The 18,269-nt window shown below is 32.5% G+C and carries 19 protein-coding genes; 8 read left to right on the forward strand and 11 right to left on the reverse strand.

The window, feature by feature from the left end:
- Positions 1–58: 58 nt before the first annotated feature.
- The 7 genes from prfB to LQ622_RS06420 form a co-directional block, all read right to left on the reverse strand.
- Positions 59–1,169, reverse strand: a protein-coding gene (prfB, locus tag LQ622_RS06390; protein WP_239774817.1) for a peptide chain release factor 2 whose coding sequence is annotated in 2 segments (ribosomal slippage) — positions 59–1,096 and positions 1,098–1,169 — 1,110 coding nt in all. Because the reading frame shifts where the segments join, the coding sequence is not laid out codon by codon here.
- Positions 1,170–1,181: 12 nt separating this feature from the next.
- The gene (gene secA / locus LQ622_RS06395; protein ID WP_037588747.1) at positions 1,182–3,713 is read right to left on the reverse strand and encodes a preprotein translocase subunit SecA; all 2,532 of its coding nucleotides are present in this window, start codon (positions 3,711–3,713) and stop codon (positions 1,182–1,184) included.
- 166 nt (positions 3,714–3,879) lie between these two features.
- Positions 3,880–4,452 carry a ribosome hibernation-promoting factor, HPF/YfiA family gene (gene hpf, locus LQ622_RS06400; protein WP_037588746.1) on the reverse strand — a complete coding sequence of 191 codons (573 nt, stop codon included), beginning with the start codon at positions 4,450–4,452 and terminating at the stop codon, positions 3,880–3,882.
- 48 nt (positions 4,453–4,500) lie between these two features.
- Positions 4,501–5,034 carry a ComF family protein gene (locus LQ622_RS06405; RefSeq protein ID WP_239774818.1) on the reverse strand — a complete coding sequence of 178 codons (534 nt, stop codon included), beginning with the start codon at positions 5,032–5,034 and terminating at the stop codon, positions 4,501–4,503.
- Positions 5,035–5,180: 146 nt separating this feature from the next.
- Entirely contained in the window at positions 5,181–6,467 is a 1,287-nt protein-coding gene (locus LQ622_RS06410; RefSeq protein WP_239774819.1) for a DEAD/DEAH box helicase family protein, read from the reverse strand.
- Between the two features lie 55 nt (positions 6,468–6,522).
- On the reverse strand, positions 6,523–7,389 hold the full coding sequence (gene fakB1, locus LQ622_RS06415) for a fatty acid kinase binding subunit FakB1 (RefSeq protein WP_196307490.1): 867 nt from the start codon (positions 7,387–7,389) through the stop codon (positions 6,523–6,525).
- A 73-nt stretch (positions 7,390–7,462) separates the two neighbouring features.
- Positions 7,463–7,978, reverse strand: a complete 516-nt coding sequence (locus tag LQ622_RS06420) for a hypothetical protein (RefSeq protein ID WP_239774820.1) — start codon at positions 7,976–7,978, stop codon at positions 7,463–7,465.
- 80 nt (positions 7,979–8,058) lie between these two features.
- On the opposite strand from LQ622_RS06420, the gene LQ622_RS06425 reads away from it, so the two are divergent.
- Positions 8,059–8,709, forward strand: a complete 651-nt coding sequence (locus LQ622_RS06425; RefSeq protein WP_239774821.1) for a YigZ family protein — start codon at positions 8,059–8,061, stop codon at positions 8,707–8,709.
- A 6-nt stretch (positions 8,710–8,715) separates the two neighbouring features.
- Here the strand turns inward: LQ622_RS06425 and LQ622_RS06430 are convergent, their stop codons facing one another.
- Positions 8,716–9,771 (reverse strand): glycosyltransferase family 4 protein, encoded by a 1,056-nt coding sequence (locus tag LQ622_RS06430; protein WP_037588739.1) that lies wholly within the window; start codon positions 9,769–9,771, stop codon positions 8,716–8,718.
- 256 nt (positions 9,772–10,027) lie between these two features.
- Here LQ622_RS06430 and gdpS point away from each other — a divergent pair, with 256 nt between their 5' ends.
- The 4 genes from gdpS (at position 10,028) to pepT (ending at position 13,705) form a co-directional block, all read left to right on the forward strand.
- Complete coding sequence (gene gdpS / locus LQ622_RS06435) at positions 10,028–11,098, forward strand: GGDEF domain-containing protein GdpS (RefSeq protein WP_037588737.1); 1,071 nt, start codon at positions 10,028–10,030, stop codon at positions 11,096–11,098.
- Positions 11,099–11,196: 98 nt separating this feature from the next.
- On the forward strand, positions 11,197–11,964 hold the full coding sequence (locus tag LQ622_RS06440) for a threonine/serine exporter family protein (RefSeq protein WP_037588735.1): 768 nt from the start codon (positions 11,197–11,199) through the stop codon (positions 11,962–11,964).
- Between the two features lie 13 nt (positions 11,965–11,977).
- Entirely contained in the window at positions 11,978–12,442 is a 465-nt protein-coding gene (locus tag LQ622_RS06445) for a threonine/serine exporter family protein (protein ID WP_025905428.1), read from the forward strand.
- A gap of 36 nt (positions 12,443–12,478) precedes the next feature.
- The gene (gene pepT, locus LQ622_RS06450) at positions 12,479–13,705 is read left to right on the forward strand and encodes a peptidase T (RefSeq protein ID WP_239774823.1); all 1,227 of its coding nucleotides are present in this window, start codon (positions 12,479–12,481) and stop codon (positions 13,703–13,705) included.
- Positions 13,706–13,754: 49 nt separating this feature from the next.
- Here pepT and LQ622_RS06455 read toward each other — a convergent pair whose 3' ends face one another.
- Positions 13,755–14,876: a glycerate kinase gene (locus LQ622_RS06455; RefSeq protein ID WP_037588731.1), complete on the reverse strand. Its 1,122-nt coding sequence runs from the start codon at positions 14,874–14,876 to the stop codon at positions 13,755–13,757.
- 101 nt (positions 14,877–14,977) lie between these two features.
- The gene (gene ytxJ / locus LQ622_RS06460) at positions 14,978–15,298 is read right to left on the reverse strand and encodes a bacillithiol system redox-active protein YtxJ (RefSeq protein ID WP_025905425.1); all 321 of its coding nucleotides are present in this window, start codon (positions 15,296–15,298) and stop codon (positions 14,978–14,980) included.
- Positions 15,299–15,465: 167 nt separating this feature from the next.
- Between ytxJ and LQ622_RS06465 the strand changes: the two genes are divergently transcribed.
- Complete coding sequence (locus tag LQ622_RS06465; RefSeq protein WP_232193856.1) at positions 15,466–15,708, forward strand: hypothetical protein; 243 nt, start codon at positions 15,466–15,468, stop codon at positions 15,706–15,708.
- A gap of 43 nt (positions 15,709–15,751) precedes the next feature.
- Here LQ622_RS06465 and LQ622_RS06470 read toward each other — a convergent pair whose 3' ends face one another.
- The gene (locus tag LQ622_RS06470) at positions 15,752–16,639 is read right to left on the reverse strand and encodes an EMYY motif lipoprotein (RefSeq protein ID WP_037588729.1); all 888 of its coding nucleotides are present in this window, start codon (positions 16,637–16,639) and stop codon (positions 15,752–15,754) included.
- A gap of 96 nt (positions 16,640–16,735) precedes the next feature.
- On the opposite strand from LQ622_RS06470, the gene LQ622_RS06475 reads away from it, so the two are divergent.
- Entirely contained in the window at positions 16,736–17,257 is a 522-nt protein-coding gene (locus LQ622_RS06475; protein ID WP_107576954.1) for a GrpB family protein, read from the forward strand.
- A 69-nt stretch (positions 17,258–17,326) separates the two neighbouring features.
- Positions 17,327–18,244 (forward strand): UDP-N-acetylmuramate dehydrogenase, encoded by a 918-nt coding sequence (gene murB, locus LQ622_RS06480; protein ID WP_025905421.1) that lies wholly within the window; start codon positions 17,327–17,329, stop codon positions 18,242–18,244.
- Positions 18,245–18,269: the final 25 nt, after the last annotated feature.

Below are 18,269 nucleotides of genomic sequence, written 5' to 3' on the forward strand. Positions count from 1 at the left end.
TTTAAATTATCATAAAAGCAGCTAGGATATTTAAATCATCCTAGCTGCTTGCTTTAAATTATTTTTCATTAATTTGGCTTCTTAAATATGCATCGATAAATGGGTCTAAGTCACCATCCATAACTGCATTTGTATTACCTGTTTCTTCATTAGTTCTATGATCTTTAACCATAGCATATGGATGAAATACGTATGAACGTATTTGACTACCCCATCCAATTTCTTTTTGTTCGCCTCTAATTTCATCTAGAGCTGCTGCTTGTTCTTCAAGTTCTTTTTGGTAGAGTTTCGCTTTTAACATTTTCATAGCTTGTTCTCTATTTTTAATTTGTGATCTTTCATTTTGACATGTTACAACGATACCAGTTGGTTGGTGTGTGATACGAACAGCTGAATCAGTCGTGTTGACGTGCTGTCCACCTGCACCAGATGCTCTATAAGTATCGACTGAAATGTCTTCAGAATTAACTTCTATTTCTATTTTTTCATTATTAAATTCAGGTGTTACATCACAAGATACAAATGATGTATGACGTCTTCCTGATGAATCAAATGGAGAAATACGCACTAATCTGTGGACACCTTTTTCAGCTTTTAAATATCCATATGCATTATGACCTTTGATAAGAATTGTGACACTTTTAATGCCCGCTTCATCTCCAGCTTGATAATCTAACTTTTCTACTTTGAATCCTTTTTGTTCTGCGAAACGTTGATACATTCTAAGCAGCATTGAACCCCAATCTTGAGATTCTGTACCACCTGCGCCTGGATGCAATTCTAATATTGCGTTACTTTCATCATGTTCACCATTAAGTAGTAGTTTCAATTCAAATTGATCGATGTCTGTTTGTAACGCTTTTAAATCTTGTTCAAGCATTTCGTGCATTTCTTCATCATATTCTTCTTGTAACAATTCAACAGTCGTAAGTAAATCTTCAATCTGTTGATTTAATGTATGAAAATCACCGACTACAGACTTTAATGCATTGTTTTTGTTAATGATGTCTTGTGCTTTATTCTGATCGTCCCAGAATGATGGATCAACCATCATTTCTTCGTATTCTTGAATGTTCGTCTCTTTATTTTCTAAGTCAAAGAGACCCCCTGATATTCATTAATTTTTCATTATTTTTATTTAATGTTTGTCTAATTTCCGTTAATTCCATAAAATTACTCCTTTATGCTTGACCATGACAGTTTTTATATTTCTTACCACTACCACATGGACATGGATCGTTTCGGCCAACTTGTTCATCTTTGACGATAGGTTTTGGTTTAACTTTTTCTTTACCATCATTCGCACTCACATGTTTAGCTTCACCTATTTCAACTTGTTCACGTTCAACTTGTTCACCACGATCAATAGTTGATTTAAGAATGTATTTACTTACTTCATCTTCTATTTCATTCAACATTGTTTCAAATAAATCCAAACCTTCATTTTGGTATTCTCTAAGTGGATTGATTTGACCATAAGATCTTAAGTGGATACCTGTACGTAATTGATCCATTGTATCAATGTGATCAGTCCATTTACGGTCTATTGTTCTTAACACAATCATACGTTCAAATTCAGACATTTGATCACCAAAGTCTTCTTGTTGAGCTTTGTATTGTGTTTTAATTTTTTCTAATACAATTTCTACGATATCTTCATAATCTCTACCACGAATATCATCAACTTTAATTGCATCTTGTGGTACATATGAGTCTTCAATATATTGAACGAGTGCTTCAAAATCAATTTCTTCTTCGTTTGTTGCGAAGTGATAGTTCACGCCACGCTCTAATGATGATTTAATCATATCTTTAACAATGTCTTGTACATCGTCTTTTTCAATAATATCATTACGCTCACCGTAAATGATTTCACGTTGTTTTCTTAGTACATCATCGTATTCTAATAAACGTTTACGTGCATCGAAGTTATTACCTTCAACTCGTTTTTGAGCAGATTCTACTGCTCTAGAAACCATTTTAGATTCAATTGGTGTATCATCATTCATACCTAATTTACCCATTAAAGATTGCATACGTTCTGATCCGAAACGGACCATCAATTCATCTTGTAATGATAAGTAGAATCTACTTCGACCAACGTCACCTTGACGACCTGAACGTCCTCTTAATTGGTCATCAATACGTCTTGACTCGTGACGTTCTGTACCAATTACAGCTAAACCACCAAGTTCAACAACGCCTTCTCCAAGTTTAATATCCGTACCACGTCCGGCCATGTTAGTTGCAATGGTTACTGCACCTTTTTGACCTGCATTTAAAATGATTTCCGCTTCACGTTCATGGTTTTTCGCATTCAACACGTTATGTCTAACGCCTTTTTTCTTTAATAGTTGTGAAATATATTCACTTGTTTCAACGGCAACTGTACCTAATAATACTGGTTGACCTGTCTTATGAAGCTCAATCACATCTTTAACAACCGCATCAAACTTACCTTTTTGAGATGCAAAAATTAAATCCGCTTCGTCTATACGTTGTATCGGTCTATTTGTTGGAATTTGCGTAACAGTCATATTGTAAATATTTCTGAACTCTTCTTCTTCTGTCTTAGCTGTACCAGTCATACCTGATAATTTATTGTACATTCTAAAGAAGTTTTGGAACGTGATAGATGCCATCGTTTTAGATTCATTTTGAATCTCTAGACCTTCTTTTGCTTCAATTGCTTGATGCAAGCCGTCAGAGAATCTTCGACCTGGCATTGTACGACCTGTAAATTGGTCGACAATCATAATTTCACCATCATCAACAACATAATCTTTATCTTTAAACATTGTTCTGTTTGCTTTTAACGCGATATTTATATGATGCATTAAGTTAACATGTTTCACGTCAAACAAGTTCTCAATTTTGAACATGCGTTCAGCTTTATCAATACCTTGTTCTGTTAAAGTGATAGCTTTAGTTTTTTCATCATAACTAAAATCATCTTCACCTTTAAGCATTTTTACAAATACATTAGCTTGTGTATATAACGTTGTTGATTTTTCTGCTTCGCCTGAAATGATAAGTGGCGTTCTCGCTTCATCAATTAAAATTGAGTCAACCTCATCAATGATGGCAAAGTTAAGAGGTCTCATAACACGGTCTTTTTTATACGTAACCATGTTGTCTCTTAAATAATCAAATCCAAGTTCATTATTTGTACTATACGTGATATCTGCTGCATATGCTTCACGCTTTTGATTCGTATCCATTGAATTCAAATTAAGTCCAACTGATAAACCTAAGAAATTATACAATTGCGCCATTTCTTCACTTTGTGAACTTGATAGATATTCATTGACTGTAACAACATGAACGCCTCTACCTGTTAGCGCATTTAAATAAACTGGCATTGTTGCTGTTAATGTTTTACCTTCACCAGTTTTCATTTCTGAAATGTCACCACGATGAATGGCAATACCACCCATAATTTGTACTTTAAATGGTGTCATATTAAATACCCTTGTAGATGCTTCTCTTACGATTGCATATGCTTCAGGTAGTATTTTGTCTAAATATTTTTCTTGCTTTTTATAATCTTCTATTTCTGACAATTCTTTTTTGAATTGTTCTGTCTTCTCTCTTAATTGATCATCTGTTAATTTAGCAATTTCATCTTCTAAATTGATGACTTGATCTGCTAATTTTCCGAGTGATTTAACAACTCGTTTGTTACCATCAGCTATTTTTGATAAAAAACCCATTTTGTTCTCTCCTTCAACTAGAAAACTAGTAATCTTACAACAATATATCATATCACGTTTATATCTCTTTTTACACTATTTAAGATTACCACCTCTGTAGATGAAAAGCTATCAATAGCCAAAGAAACTGGTGCAGAAATTCTGCACCAGTTCGTGTAAATGATTTTTATTGTATTGAAGTTTCAATTAGTCCATATTTACCATCTTTACGTTTATAAACGATGCTTGTTTCATCTGTTTCTGCATCAGTAAAGATATAAAAATCATGTCCTAGTAAGTTCATTTGTAATACTGCTTCTTCAGAATCCATTGGTTTCAAAGCAAATTGCTTAGAACGAATGATCTCAATTTCATTATCGCTATCATTCTCTTCAACTTCTTCAGGTGCAGCTGAATCTGGACTTACTGCAAAGACATCTTTATCTCGCCCTTTATCACGATACTTTCTATTAACCTTTGTTTTGTACTTACGTACTTGTCTTTCGAGTTTGTTAGTTATTAAGTCGATTCCAGCATATAAATCTTCATGTCTTTCTTCAGCTCTTAAAGTAACATCTTTCAACGGAATAGTTACTTCAATTTTACTTCTAGAATCCTGATAAGTTTTGATTTTAACGTGGGCTATCGCCTCTGGGACATTAGTAAAATATCTTTCTAGTTTACTTACTTTGTCCTCAATATAATTTCTTATCGGATCAGTCACTGTGATGTTTTCACCATGAATTTCAAATCTGATCATAAAACACCGACTCCTTTAACGCTCAATTTCTCTTGTGTTTCTTCCTACCTATATTTTATCATTATTTACCGCTCTTGCAAATGTTAAGGCATCTATTTTTCTGATTTTTCTAATAAATAAAAGTTCTGCTAAGCGGTGAATTGTTAACCCTGTTGTATAAATATCATCTATGAGTAATATTCTCTTATTTTCAAAGTCTATGTCTTTATTTATTTTAAATGGATTATGCTGAAATGACCTTTTTATTTTAGTTAATTCTGATTGCTTTTGCCTTTCTTCAGTTTCATAAATCTGCATATATTTAATTTTTTGATTATCCAACACGGTTGTTACATGATCGAATGTTCGCTGTTCTAACTTATTAGGATGAATGGGTGCCGGAATAACGTAATCATAATGCTTAAATAATTTAGGCGGTAATTGAAATACTTGATTGAGTGCAACATCCCCATTTAACTTATATTGTTGTATGAGCGTTTTGACAAGACCATCATAGTCATACAGTGTATAGAGTTGATTAATCAATGGATATTTATTTGAAAGCCACTGACAATCTAGACAAGTTTCCTCTTCTTCAGACATTATTTTTAAGCATCTTTTGCATCGTCTTGTTTCATGATTAAATGTTAAGTGATTGGCACATTGCTCACATATTATAGATTGCCTTGAAAAAAGATTTAGCAAATCGATCACTTCATTGATATGATTTTGACAAATTATGCACCTATTCAAATTAACCATCCTTTCTCTCGTGCTAAATTATTCATTGCAATAATTTCTCGTTTCGCCTGTATCATATTTCGTGTGATACCTTCGTGATAACACAATACCTTGCCAGTTGGACAAGATAATTTTCGACCTACACGACCTGCAATTTGAATGATGGCACTGTTTGTAAACTTTTCTGTGTGCACAATGACGACATCTAGTTTTTCTAGCGTAACGCCTCTTTCTAATATTGTCGTCGTAAACATAATGTCTATTTCATCATTTCTTAAACGTGTCACCTTTTCATGCCTCATCTCATCATGACTGGATACACATTCAATTTTTGAAAAGTAGCATTGAAACACTTTAAATATTTGTTCCATATAATCAATATTATGAAAGAAGACAAATGTCTTTCTATTCTGTTCTATTTGGGATTTAAGAAACGCAAGTAACTTCTGATTGAGTTTATTTTCTTTAATGTTATTAAATTGAAATTCTGGAACTGGTAATGGATGTTTATGATATCTTGCGGGGAGTTTAATTATTTGATTGTGATTAAACTTAGAAAGGAGTTGCTTGTTAGGCGTTGCAGTTAAATAAATATGACTAGATTGTTCTGAAGAAGCTTTTCGAATGGTATGCATCAGTTGATTATCCATTTCTAACGGAAATGCATCTACCTCATCAACGATGACCACATTAAAATGTCCGTCATAGCGTATAAGTTGATGGACAGTCGATACGACAAACGAACTGTTAAACTGAGCGAATTGTCCTTCATACATTAAATCAATGTGTTCATCTTTAAATGCGTTTATTAGCCTTAAATAAACTTCTTTCACGACATCTACTCTTGGTGATACAACTGCAACATTCTTACCATTTTTTCGAGCTTGCGATATACCTTCAAAGATCATTTCTGTCTTACCTGCACCTGTCACAGCATGCAATAATAAATGTTCTTGCTTTAAAATAGCGTCTTTAATTTTAGAGGATGCGAGTTGTTGCTGTTCACTTAATTCAAAATCCAATTGATAACGACATTCTGATACTTCATGCAAACTCTCAATGACATAAATATCTTTACAACTTTGAACTTTACCAAGTGCAATACAATATCTGCAATAGGTCGTTACCTGCTCGCAATGGTGGCAAAAATACTGATAAAACAATGTTTGATCTTTGTTACCACACTGATTACAAATATATTTACCTTGAACCAAAGATACGCCAGGTTTAGTATATTGAACTTTTTCAGTTGTTATATCATTTAAATCTCGGCATATACGTCCGTATAATTTCATGCTAACCTCCATAAAAAAAGCACAAAAAGCCTCGGCTTTTTGTGCTGTAGTTATTTTATATACTTAAATCTAATTCGGTCGTTGTGAATCCTAAACCTAATGAACCTTCTCCTAAATGCGTCCCAATTACTGGTCCAAAATAACTCATAATAATTTGTGCATCAGGGAATTGTTCTTCAACTTGCGCTTTCCAAGAAAGTGCTGTCTCTTTATCATTTCCTTCAATAATAACAATAGATAAGTTTTTATAACCTTCAACTTCTTTAGCTAATTGTTCTTCAATACGTTTCATTGCTCTTTTCTTTGTTCTCACTTTATCGTAAGGGACAATTTTTGTATCAACGAAGTGTAACAATGGTTTCACTTGTAACATCGTACCGACTAATGCTTGTGCACTATTTAAGCGGCCACCTTTTTTCAAGTTATTTAAATCATCTACTATGAAATATGCATTTGTTGTTTGTTTCATATTCTCTAATTGTTCTAGAATGTTATCAATAACTGTCATACCTTGCTCGATAAGCTGAGCTGCTTTTAAAGCATAGAAACCTTGTACTGAACAAGAGATTTCAGAATCAAATGCATGTACGTTTATACCTTCTACCATATCGTTTAACGTCACAGCTGTTTGATATGTACCACTTATACCACTTGATAAGTGAACTGCAATCACATCTGTATATCCTTCGTCTTTCAAACTCTCAAGTAATTCCACATATTGACCCATAGCTGGTTGAGATGTCGTCGGTAATTGTTTTTCATTTCTCATTCTTTTATAGAAATCTTCTGTACTTATCTCTGACAATTCTTTATAAACTTCATCATTAAATATAACATTAAGCGCAATTGTTCTAATATTATATTTATCTATATAAGCTTGATCTAAATATGCTGTTGAATCTGTTATAACAGCAATCTTCATAAAGTTATCCTCCTTGATTCTCTTCCATACTCATCATATCTAATTCTTGGTTATTTGAAAAGAAGTTTATGAACTAAATTGCTGCCTGTGCCATTTTAGAAAATTTATATGTGCCGTCCTTTTTAACAAGCGTCACAACTTCGTTAAATGTTTTTTTCTCATCTTTACTTCCATTCTTAGGATGAGCTGTTGTTTCCACATTATAGAATACAACCACTTGATCTTTTTTCTGTTCTAAAAACTTAATATTGGATATTTTTTTATCGAATTTATAACTTTTAAGTGTATCTTTCAACACTTTTTCTTCCTCTTTAACGTCTAGTTGTTTTGAATCTGTATCGATTGTTTTAATGTAAGCTTCTACATCACCATCATTTAAAGACTTTCTATTTTTTTCAATAGCTTCTTTGACAGCTTTTTCAGTATCTTTATTTACTTGAATCGTATCTTTCGGATTTCCTTTTTCATCTAATAGGACACCTTGACTATCGTCCGCTTCGTCAGTCGATTGTTTCTCTTCCTCTTTGGATCCACAAGCTGCTAACACGATAGATAACACTAAGCACAACATCAATAATTTATTCTTCAATTCATACAATCCTTTCCCGACTAATTTCAATAGTATATAATAATCGTAACAGATTACGATGTAAAGGGAGAAGTATTAACATGGCAGAAGGACTAATTACAATCAAATCAGCACATGAAACTGAAATTGTCATTAATAAATCGAGATTTATCGCGAGCATTCATCCTGCAGAAACTGAAGAAGAAGCGAAAGCATTCATACAACAAAAGAAAAAAGAACATCATGATGCAACACATAATTGCTCTAGCTATGTTATCGGTCCTACAATGCTTATCCAAAAAGCAAATGATGATGGTGAACCATCAGGAACAGCAGGCGTGCCTATGTTAGAAGTATTAAAAAAACAACAACTCCATAATGTAGTTGTTGTCGTTACAAGATACTTTGGTGGTATTAAATTAGGCGCAGGTGGATTAATACGTGCATATGGAAGTGCAGTCAGCCAAGTTATTAAAGAAGTAGGCAGAATTATTTTATTAGATGCAATACCATTTGAAGTAACATTAGACTATGATCAAACAGGACGCTTCGAGCATGAGTTACAACAAACTGATTATCAACTTGTAGATACTGCATATACAGATAAAGTAACCTACACAATACATGTAATAGCATCAGAAGAAGAACTATTTATCGATTTCCTAAACGAAGTCAACCAAGGTAAGTACGAATTAAACAGACAAGATATCATCGCACTACCATTTCCATATAATAAAGAAGAAGAACGCTAATCGACATTAGCGTTCTTTTTTATACTTTGTTCTTGTTAATAAATTTAATATTGGTCTGTAATTTACATTTACGAGTCCTGTAAATTCTACGATTAATTCTATTGTTATTAATATCATAATAAACATCATTAATACGCCGTATGGTGGTGATAAATAAAGGATGACACTTGATATGCTGAATAATATGGCAATCATATAGATTAATATGACGGTTTGCCTATGTGTATAACCTAAATCTAATAATCTATGGTGTAAATGCGATTTATCTGCTTGAACGATAGATTGACGATTATGTAGTCTACGTATTACTGCAAATAACATATCGATGAATGGTACTGCTAGTATAACCATTGGGAAGAATAGCGATATTAATGTAATGTTCTTAAAGCCTAATAGTGATAACACACCGATTATATAACCTAATAGTAATGCCCCACTGTCACCTAAGAATATTTTAGCAGGATGTGAGTTAAATACTAAGAATCCTAATAATGATCCTATTAACACACTACATATCATCATGATAAAGATGTTCTGCTGTAATATTGCGATAAATCCTATTGTTACTAAAGCGATACATGATATGCCTGAAGCTAAACCATCTAAACCGTCTATTAAGTTGATTGCATTCATTACTGCAACAACCCAGAAGATTGTCATTGGAATACTAAAGATTCCAAATTCAATTACAACACCAAATGGTAATGTAATAAAATCTAATGTAACGTGGTTAAAAACGACGATTAAAGATACAGCAATTTGACCTGCTAATTTAACAAGTGGTTTCATATCATACAAATCATCTACTAATCCTATAATATAGATAACAATCGCACCTAGTATAATAGGAATTGTTTCATGTTCTACTGGTTTCCCCCACCATAAACCGATGAGAAAAGATATTAAAATGACTGAGCCACCTAATACTGATACGGGTTTAGTATGAACTTTTCTAACGTTTGGCATATCAACAGCACCAATTTTAATAGAAAGAACGATAACTAAAGGTGTTAGTATTAAACTTACAATCATGGTTAGTAATATTAGTTGTAAAGTAAACATTGAGTCACCTTCATTTTGTAGTTGCACCGAATTTGATTAAAACATTACTTCTAGAATATCAAAATTTCATTCTACATGCTATAAAAACAATAGTATACCACATTTTTGAAATCAAATATTTTTACGTATAAACTAGCTTTATACGCAAACATGTGAAAAAAGAAACTTTTTTAACAAAATAACCTGTTATATCGTGACAAAAGCAATCTAATAGATTACAATATCATATGGCTTACTAAATGAAGGATGGTGTTAAATGATACAAGCAATTATATTCAATATATCTGTAACTATTGCAGCATTTTATCTATACCATCGAATACAATATAGCGAAACGAGAACTGTGACTTTTTCACAAAATTATATCACCATCTTAATGACGGGTGTTTCAATATTATTAATATCTAATCCTATACAGTATCATGACTATGCATTCTCTTTAAGTTTTATACCTATTCTCTTCTTAGGAAGATTTACTAATTTATTTTATTCTGTTTTAAGTGCCGTAGTTATTGTACTATTTGACATATTTGTAATGGGTACACCTTTTTTAGAAGATATCCATTTACTGATTATTGCAATTGTTGTTGGGATGATAGGTCCTTTTCTTAAACAAAGTGATTTCGTGAGTATTCAATTATTGTATTTAATCAGCATTATGATTATTGCGATAACACTTATCTTTTTAAATCCTGATGCATGGCTCAATGAATGGTTGTTTCTTGTGCCAGTTTCCTTTATCCTAAGTATTATTAGTGCAAGTGTTTATAGAGACATTTGGATCTTGAAAAATTTAATTTCAAGATATGAAAATGAAGAATCCGTTGATTACTTAACAGGTTTAGGAAACGTTAAAGAATTCGATCGTTATTTAAATAAGACGACTGAACAAATAACTGAACAAGACCAATCTATGGCATTATTATTGATTGATATTGATGGATTTAAAGACGTGAACGATGCGTATTCTCATAAGGCTGGAGACGCGGTCTTAAAACAAATGTCGCAATTGTTAATCAACTATTTACCTAAAGATGTTAAAGCTTTTCGTAACGGCGGAGAAGAATTTTCAATTATTCTTGTTGGCGAAACATTAGATAGTGCTATTAAATTAGCGGAAAGTATTAGAGATAGCGTTCAACAATCTACTTTCCACTTACCTAACAAAGAAACAATTAAACTATCTGTTTCAATTGGTGTAGGCTATTTAAGTGAACAAGATAACAAATCGAAACGTCGCGTATTTAAAGATGCGGATGATATGTTACATGAAGCCAAATTACAAGGTCAAAACAAAGTAATGTTCAATCCAATTATTAAGTTATAAACTGAACATAGAATTGCCTCTAGCAATTCTATGTTTTTTGTTGAATTGTTTTTAATTTGATTATTTACATAAAATTCAATACGAAACTGGAGGTTACTATGGAAGAGATACAAGACTTCACGATTATAGATGAAAATAAAATCATTGATGTTGTCATGACTGCCGGTCGCATACTTTTAGAAAGTGGCGCAGAAACATATCGAGTTGAAGATACAATGGCAAGAATCGCTACAAGTTATGGTTTAGAAAATACACATAGCTTTGTAACATCTACTGCGATTATATTCTCGCTTAATGACAGAACAAATACACGTCTGATTAGAATAGATGAACGTACAACAGATTTAGAGAAAATTTCTTTAACAAATCAAATATCACGTAAGATAGCTAACAATGAACTCACGATTGATGAAGCTAAATCAGAACTGATCCATTTACATCATGCTTCATTACAATTTCCATTTTGGTTAAAAGTATTAGCTGCAGCGATAGCATCAGCCTGTTTCTTACCAATGTTTGGTGGTAAACAAGCTGAAGTCATCCCTTCATTCATTGCAGGTGGTGTTGGATATTTAACGATGTCACTCGTCCATAATACGATTAGAATTAAATTCTTCACAGAATTTATTAGTTCATTAATTATTGCTACAATCGCAACCATTAGTGTGAATTTCTTTATTGGCGTGAATTTAAGCTTAATTACAATCGCGTCTGTTATGCCACTTGTACCAGGTGTCTTGATTACAAATGCAATCAGAGACTTAATGGCAGGACAATTGCTTGCAGGTATATCTAAAGGTGTAGAAGCGGCACTTACGGCATTTGCTATTGGTGCTGGTGTCGCAATCGTATTACTACTTAGTTAAGGAGGTGCTTTAAATGTTAGATTATATATATCAAATTTTGTTAAGTTTTACCGCAACGTTATTTTTCTCTGTCATTTTTAATGCACCAAAGAGACTATTAATAGCATGTGGTATTGTTGGTGCGATGGGCTGGATGATTTATACCATTTCGTTAGACTTTGGCATCGATAAAGTACAAGCATCATTCTATGGTAGCTTTGCCTTAGCGTTAATGAGTCATATAATGAGCCGTTATTACAAGCGTCCAATGATTATCTTTATAGTTGCCGGTATTATCCCTCTCGTTCCAGGAGGCTTAGCATATGATGCAACTAAAAACTTAGTAATCAACAATTATGATGTTGCGATTAATACAACACTACAAGCGACACTTATTTCTGGTGCGATCGCGTTTGGTATTTTGTGTTCTGAAATCATTTTTCAAATCTATGTCAGAGCAAAGCATTCTTTTGCTTCTAAGAAACAAAAAAGCGTATAATAAATAACGTAAATAGATGTAAAGGGAGCGAGCAATTTGAAACAACGTCTAATTGATCGATTAACAAGATATGTAAAAGTAGATACTCAAGCTGATGCAGCAAGTGAAAGTACACCATCTACTGAAAAGCAATGGGATTTAATCCGTATGCTTGAAGAAGAAATTAAAGCATTAAATCTTGAAGTTGACATAGACGATAAAGGGTATTTAATGGCCACTTTACCGTCAAATACAGAAAAGGATGTACCTACTATAGGGTTATTGGCACATATTGATACGTCTCCAGATTACCATGCATCAAATGTTAATCCTGTTATTGTAGAGCAATATAATGGAGAAGATATTACACTCGGTAATACTGACAAAGTATTAAGCACAAAGACTTTCCCACAACTTGAAAAAGTGATTGGTCATACATTAATGACAACAGACGGTACAACTTTACTAGGCGCTGATGATAAAGCTGGTGTCGTTGAGATTATGGAAGCGATCATTTACTTATTAGAACATCCTGAAATTAAACACGGCAAGATTAGATTCAGCTTTACACCAGATGAAGAAATTGGTAGAGGTCCACATCATTTTGATGTTGAACGATTTAACGCTGATTTTGCTTATACTTTAGATGGTAGTTTAGAAGGCGAATTACAATACGAAAGCTTTAATGCCGCTTCTGCAGTCGTTGAAGTTAACGGTGTAAACGTACATCCAGGTTCTGCTAAAGACGTAATGGTTAACGCTAATACTTTAGCAATGGCATTTAATGATCAATTGCCAAGTGATGAAGTACCTGAACATACTGAAGGCTATGAGGGCTTCTATCACTTATCTGACATGTCAGGTACAGTTGAGAAAGCAACGCTACAATATATTATTCGTGATCATGATAAAGCACAGTTCGAACGTAGAAAAAATCATTTATTAGATATCGCAAAAGTATTAAATCATAAATATAATCAAGAACTGATTACTGTAATAATCAAAGATCAGTATTACAATATGGGTGAAAAAATCAAGCCACAACCTGAACTTGTGAACATACCCGAGAAAGTTATTAAATCATTAGGTATGACACCTATTATTGAACCTATTAGAGGTGGTACAGACGGTTCACAACTCTCATTCATGGGATTACCAACACCTAATTTATTTACAGGTGGCGCAAACTTCCACGGACCGTTTGAGTATGTTTCCATTGATGTTATGGAAAAAGCAGTCCATACGATAGTCGGTATCGTATCAGAATTTGAACAACAGTCTTAAAACAACATATAAGAGCCTGAGACAAATACAGTGTCTCAGGCTCTTATTTTTATATATTAGCTTTTAATAATCTTAGCGATTGTGTTGTTAAATGTCTTAAAGCTATACCTAATTCTAAATCACTCATTGAATATTGATCTTTATTAAATACTTTATACATAGCTGTTACATCTTGTTCTAAGTATTGATCAAACTTTTCATCTGTTGCGCATATCGCAATATTGACTTTTTGATATTTATTACAAAGTTCAGCAATTCTAACAGATGTCGTCTCTAACAATTGTTGATTAGGTTTCAAACCTTCACCGAAAACGATTAAGTCAGCTTGTTCAATCAATTTATCTAAATAAGTAAGCTCATTCACAACATCTCCACCTGTAACAAGTTGCGCGTCCCATAGACTATTAAACAAGGCAGCTAAGCCACTTCCTGCACCACCGCGTTCTTCTTTACCTAATAAGATTTTATGTTGGCTCTTAAATAGTTCACTTATATACCATAAAGCATTATCGATTGAGACAGCATCTTCAACAGCAATTTGATTGATTGCTTGCTCTTTCATGATACGACTATTCTTACCATAATACTTCGATTCAAAGTCTGTTATGACTTTGATATTTTTATCTTTTAACCTTTTATCTAAATCATATAAATCAATTGTTCTTATATATTTAATCCATTTAGCACCTTTGCTAACATCTATAAAACTACCTTCAGCATCAAAGAATTTAGCACCTAATGCTTGTAACATACCAAGTCCACCGTCGTAACTTGCGACATCACCGACTGAAATTAGCATCTCTTTACTGTCTTCATCTAGCGCTTCTAAAATCACTTCTCCTAGTCCAAATGAAGAAGTTTCAAGTGGTTTAATAATATCCTCACTTGAAGTTAAGACTTTACCCGCTTCTATAACGATGATATCTTTCTCTGTTACAACATATGAAGACGACTTTGGTCTCATATAAGCGTCATGATGATCCACTGAATATTTAGTGCCAGATTGCCATAATAATACTGAATCTATAACTTCTCTTTGACCATTAAATAATGGGACTTGTACTATATCTGCTTCATTAAATTGAGACTTTATTGCTTCTTCGACAAATCGATTTGCATGGTAACTAGATAAAATACTATCAAACTCATCCATCGCAACTAATACTCTCATAATTTTCACCTCATGCTTTTTATCTTAATTCATTATACTGTTTTTTACTTCAATTAACAAAAAAACAAACAGTCCAATCAGACTGTTTGCATATGTTTCACTTACTCTTCTGCTTTCGATAAACTTGCGACTGTGATATTTTCATGATCTGCATCCCATTCAGCGTTACCATTAACAAAGTAAAATGCTTGTGGGGATTCATGTTTGATTCCAGTTTTATCAGCTATATAATCAGACAATTCTCTTTCTTCTTGAACAATTAAGTAATAACCATCCATATCTCTTTCATATAAGAATTTGTTAAATTGATCATATGCACTTGCTGAAATAGGACAAGTACTGCTATGTTTCATAACAAATACGTTTGGATTATCATTGAGTACTTTTTCAAATTGATCGATGGAAGTTAATTTCACGACCATTTTAATTCACCTCTATCATAATTTAACCAATACAATTGAACACTATATCATTTATCCATTTATATGGCAAATTCTATTTTTAATAATTATCTTTATTATCTTTACCCGTAATCTATAATATTAACCACAAGACAATTTTGGTATACTTGTTTATATATATTAAGGAGGTGCGAAATTTGTCCAAAAATACTTCACCCGTACTTATTAAAAGATGGGGTATGATTGATACGATCAATGCATGTTTACTTATTATTTCTGTCTTATTTTTATTTGATTTTAAAAACCAACCTGCATTATCGTATATTCTTGTAATAGCATTTTCTATATGGTTCATTTCACTTATAGGTAAAAATATATATTTATCAAAACGCAACAAAGATAAACCTAAAGATACAATTGATAAGCAATAAAATAAAACACACCGATTACATAAAACAATGTATTTGGTGTGTTTTATTTATCTAGTCTATCTATCGCTTTGTTGTACTTTTCATCTTTACCTAAGTAACTAAATTGCGAACTTACGCCATTTTGTACTTGGACTTTTTGAAGTTTATCTTCAATAAGAATACCTTTTTTACGTTCTTTATAGTAATTAATTAAAGTATAATACACTTCAATTTGAGCTTGTCTCATCTCATTGACACGTTTAGATGAAATATTCGTTTGATTCAGTGATTTAATGTTTTTAGAAAATAGCGGGATAATATCTTTCTCAATATAGTCCGCTCTATCTTGCACATTTTGAGTATCATTTAAATATTTAGCTTTCGTACTTAATTCTTCACTATTCTTATCAATAACAGAAACAAGTGCATCATAATCTTCTTTATCTTCAGGATTATTTTTAGCTAATTTAGCATTTTTCTCTGCATCTGATTTATTCTGTTCGAATACATCTGTATAATCTAATATTTTCTCATTAGATTGGATGGATTGTTTAAATAATGAAATGTACTCATTTAATTCTTCTAACGTTTTTTCTTTCTTTGCTATATTACTCATGTAAATATTATGAGCATCTTGAACCTCATTTGTGCTTACATTTATATTATGAGCTTGTTTACTAAGATCTTTAACTTCAGGTATAATTTGCTTTTCGAGTTTATCTTGAAGTTCATTCAATTCTTTACGTTTTTCAACTGTTACTTCCGTACCAATAAGTTGATCTAACTGATTTAATCTTAATTTATCTATATCTTTCAGAATTGAATTCTCTTTTTTATAAATAGGTTTCATTTCCCTTTTATACTTTTGAAGATCTGAATGTAATTCGTTACCACAAGCTGCAATAATTAAAACAAGAACAAATATCATTAAATAAAATAATTTAATTTTCATCATTGCACCCCTGTTTCACTTGTATTATACATAATTTCATGGATAATGAAAATGTTATATAGTATATTCATGCATGGATTTTAGAAAGGAGCTATTATGCTTAAACTTCCACAACCCTTTATTCAACTACAATCATCAGATGATTTTAAACTAAATTTTGAAAGTATTCAACAATTATTAATACATTTACTTGATACGCCAGTGATAGATGTATTCCATATCGGTGGTACGAAACAAACACAATATGTTACAGAACCTATCGTAGATGTACTTGTTACAGTTAAGTCTCTTCACGATATAACAAGCCTTGATGAAAAAAGACTCAATTATCACCGCATATATCGATTACATAATGGTTACAATAAAAAAGTCATGATGGCTCAATTCCAAGACATGATAAGCTTGAAGCAAACAGCACGTTTACATATTGTTGAACAAAACAATCAAATGTTATATGATTATTTAACTGTAGAGTCACTTTTAACAAATGATACAGATGTCATACAAACATTTGAATCATTTAAGAAAGCCGCTTTACTAGAAGCAAATAGTATAAAAGATTACGAAGCTCAAAAACAAAAATGGTTTCAACAACTTGTTCAAAAACATAAAAAATAACCCATTCGCTTAAGATGATAAATCTTGATATAATAATGTGAGAGCATAATACAGAAAGGACGTCGTGCGTTGGAGAATCATACAATTTTGGAGGAGCTTTCTAAATTTCTCCCAAAATCCCTTATAAAAGTAAATGAGCCACTTAAAAAATATACTTTCACAAAAACTGGTGGCAATGCAGATTTCTACTTATCACCTACTTCTTATACAGAAGTGCAAAAGATAATAGAATTTGCTTATAACAATCAAATTCCACTTACATTTTTGGGGAATGGTTCTAATATTATCATCCGTGATGGTGGTATAAGAGGAATTGTTATAAGCTTATTACAATTCGATCAAATAACGGTGAAAAATCAATCTATTACATGTGGAAGCGGTGCAGCAATTATTGATGTTTCAAGACGTGCTAGAGATCACCATTTAACCGGTTTAGAATTTGCCTGTGGTATACCTGGATCTGTCGGTGGCGCAGTATATATGAACGCTGGTGCATATGGCGGTGAAGTCAAAGATTGTATCGACCATATTAAAGCAGTCGATGATACTGGTCAGTTGCATATCATTAAAGGTGAAGACTTAGAATTGGACTATCGTACAAGTATTGTTCAACGTAAACACCTAGTCGTACTAGAAGCAACTTTTAAATTGCAAGATGGTGACATTCATTCCATTCAAGCGACTATGGATGATCTTACACAACGTCGTGAAGATAAACAACCTTTAGAATACCCTTCATGCGGAAGTGTGTTCCAAAGACCACCAAACCACTTCGCAGGTAAACTTATTCAAGATGCTGAATTACAAGGCCATAGAATAGGTGGTGTAGAAGTTTCTACCAAGCATGCTGGATTTATCGTTAATGTCGATAACGGAACAGCTACAGACTATGAGAACATCATTAAACACGTTCAAAAAGTCGTTAAAGAAAAATTTGGTGTAGAACTTAAAAGAGAAGTTCGAATCATCGGAGAACCTTTAGAGTAAGTAAAAAAGCATGGGACATCGCGTC

This window comes from Mammaliicoccus sp. N-M50 (genome assembly GCF_022386995.1).
Lineage (GTDB): Bacteria > Bacillota > Bacilli > Staphylococcales > Staphylococcaceae > Mammaliicoccus > Mammaliicoccus sciuri_A.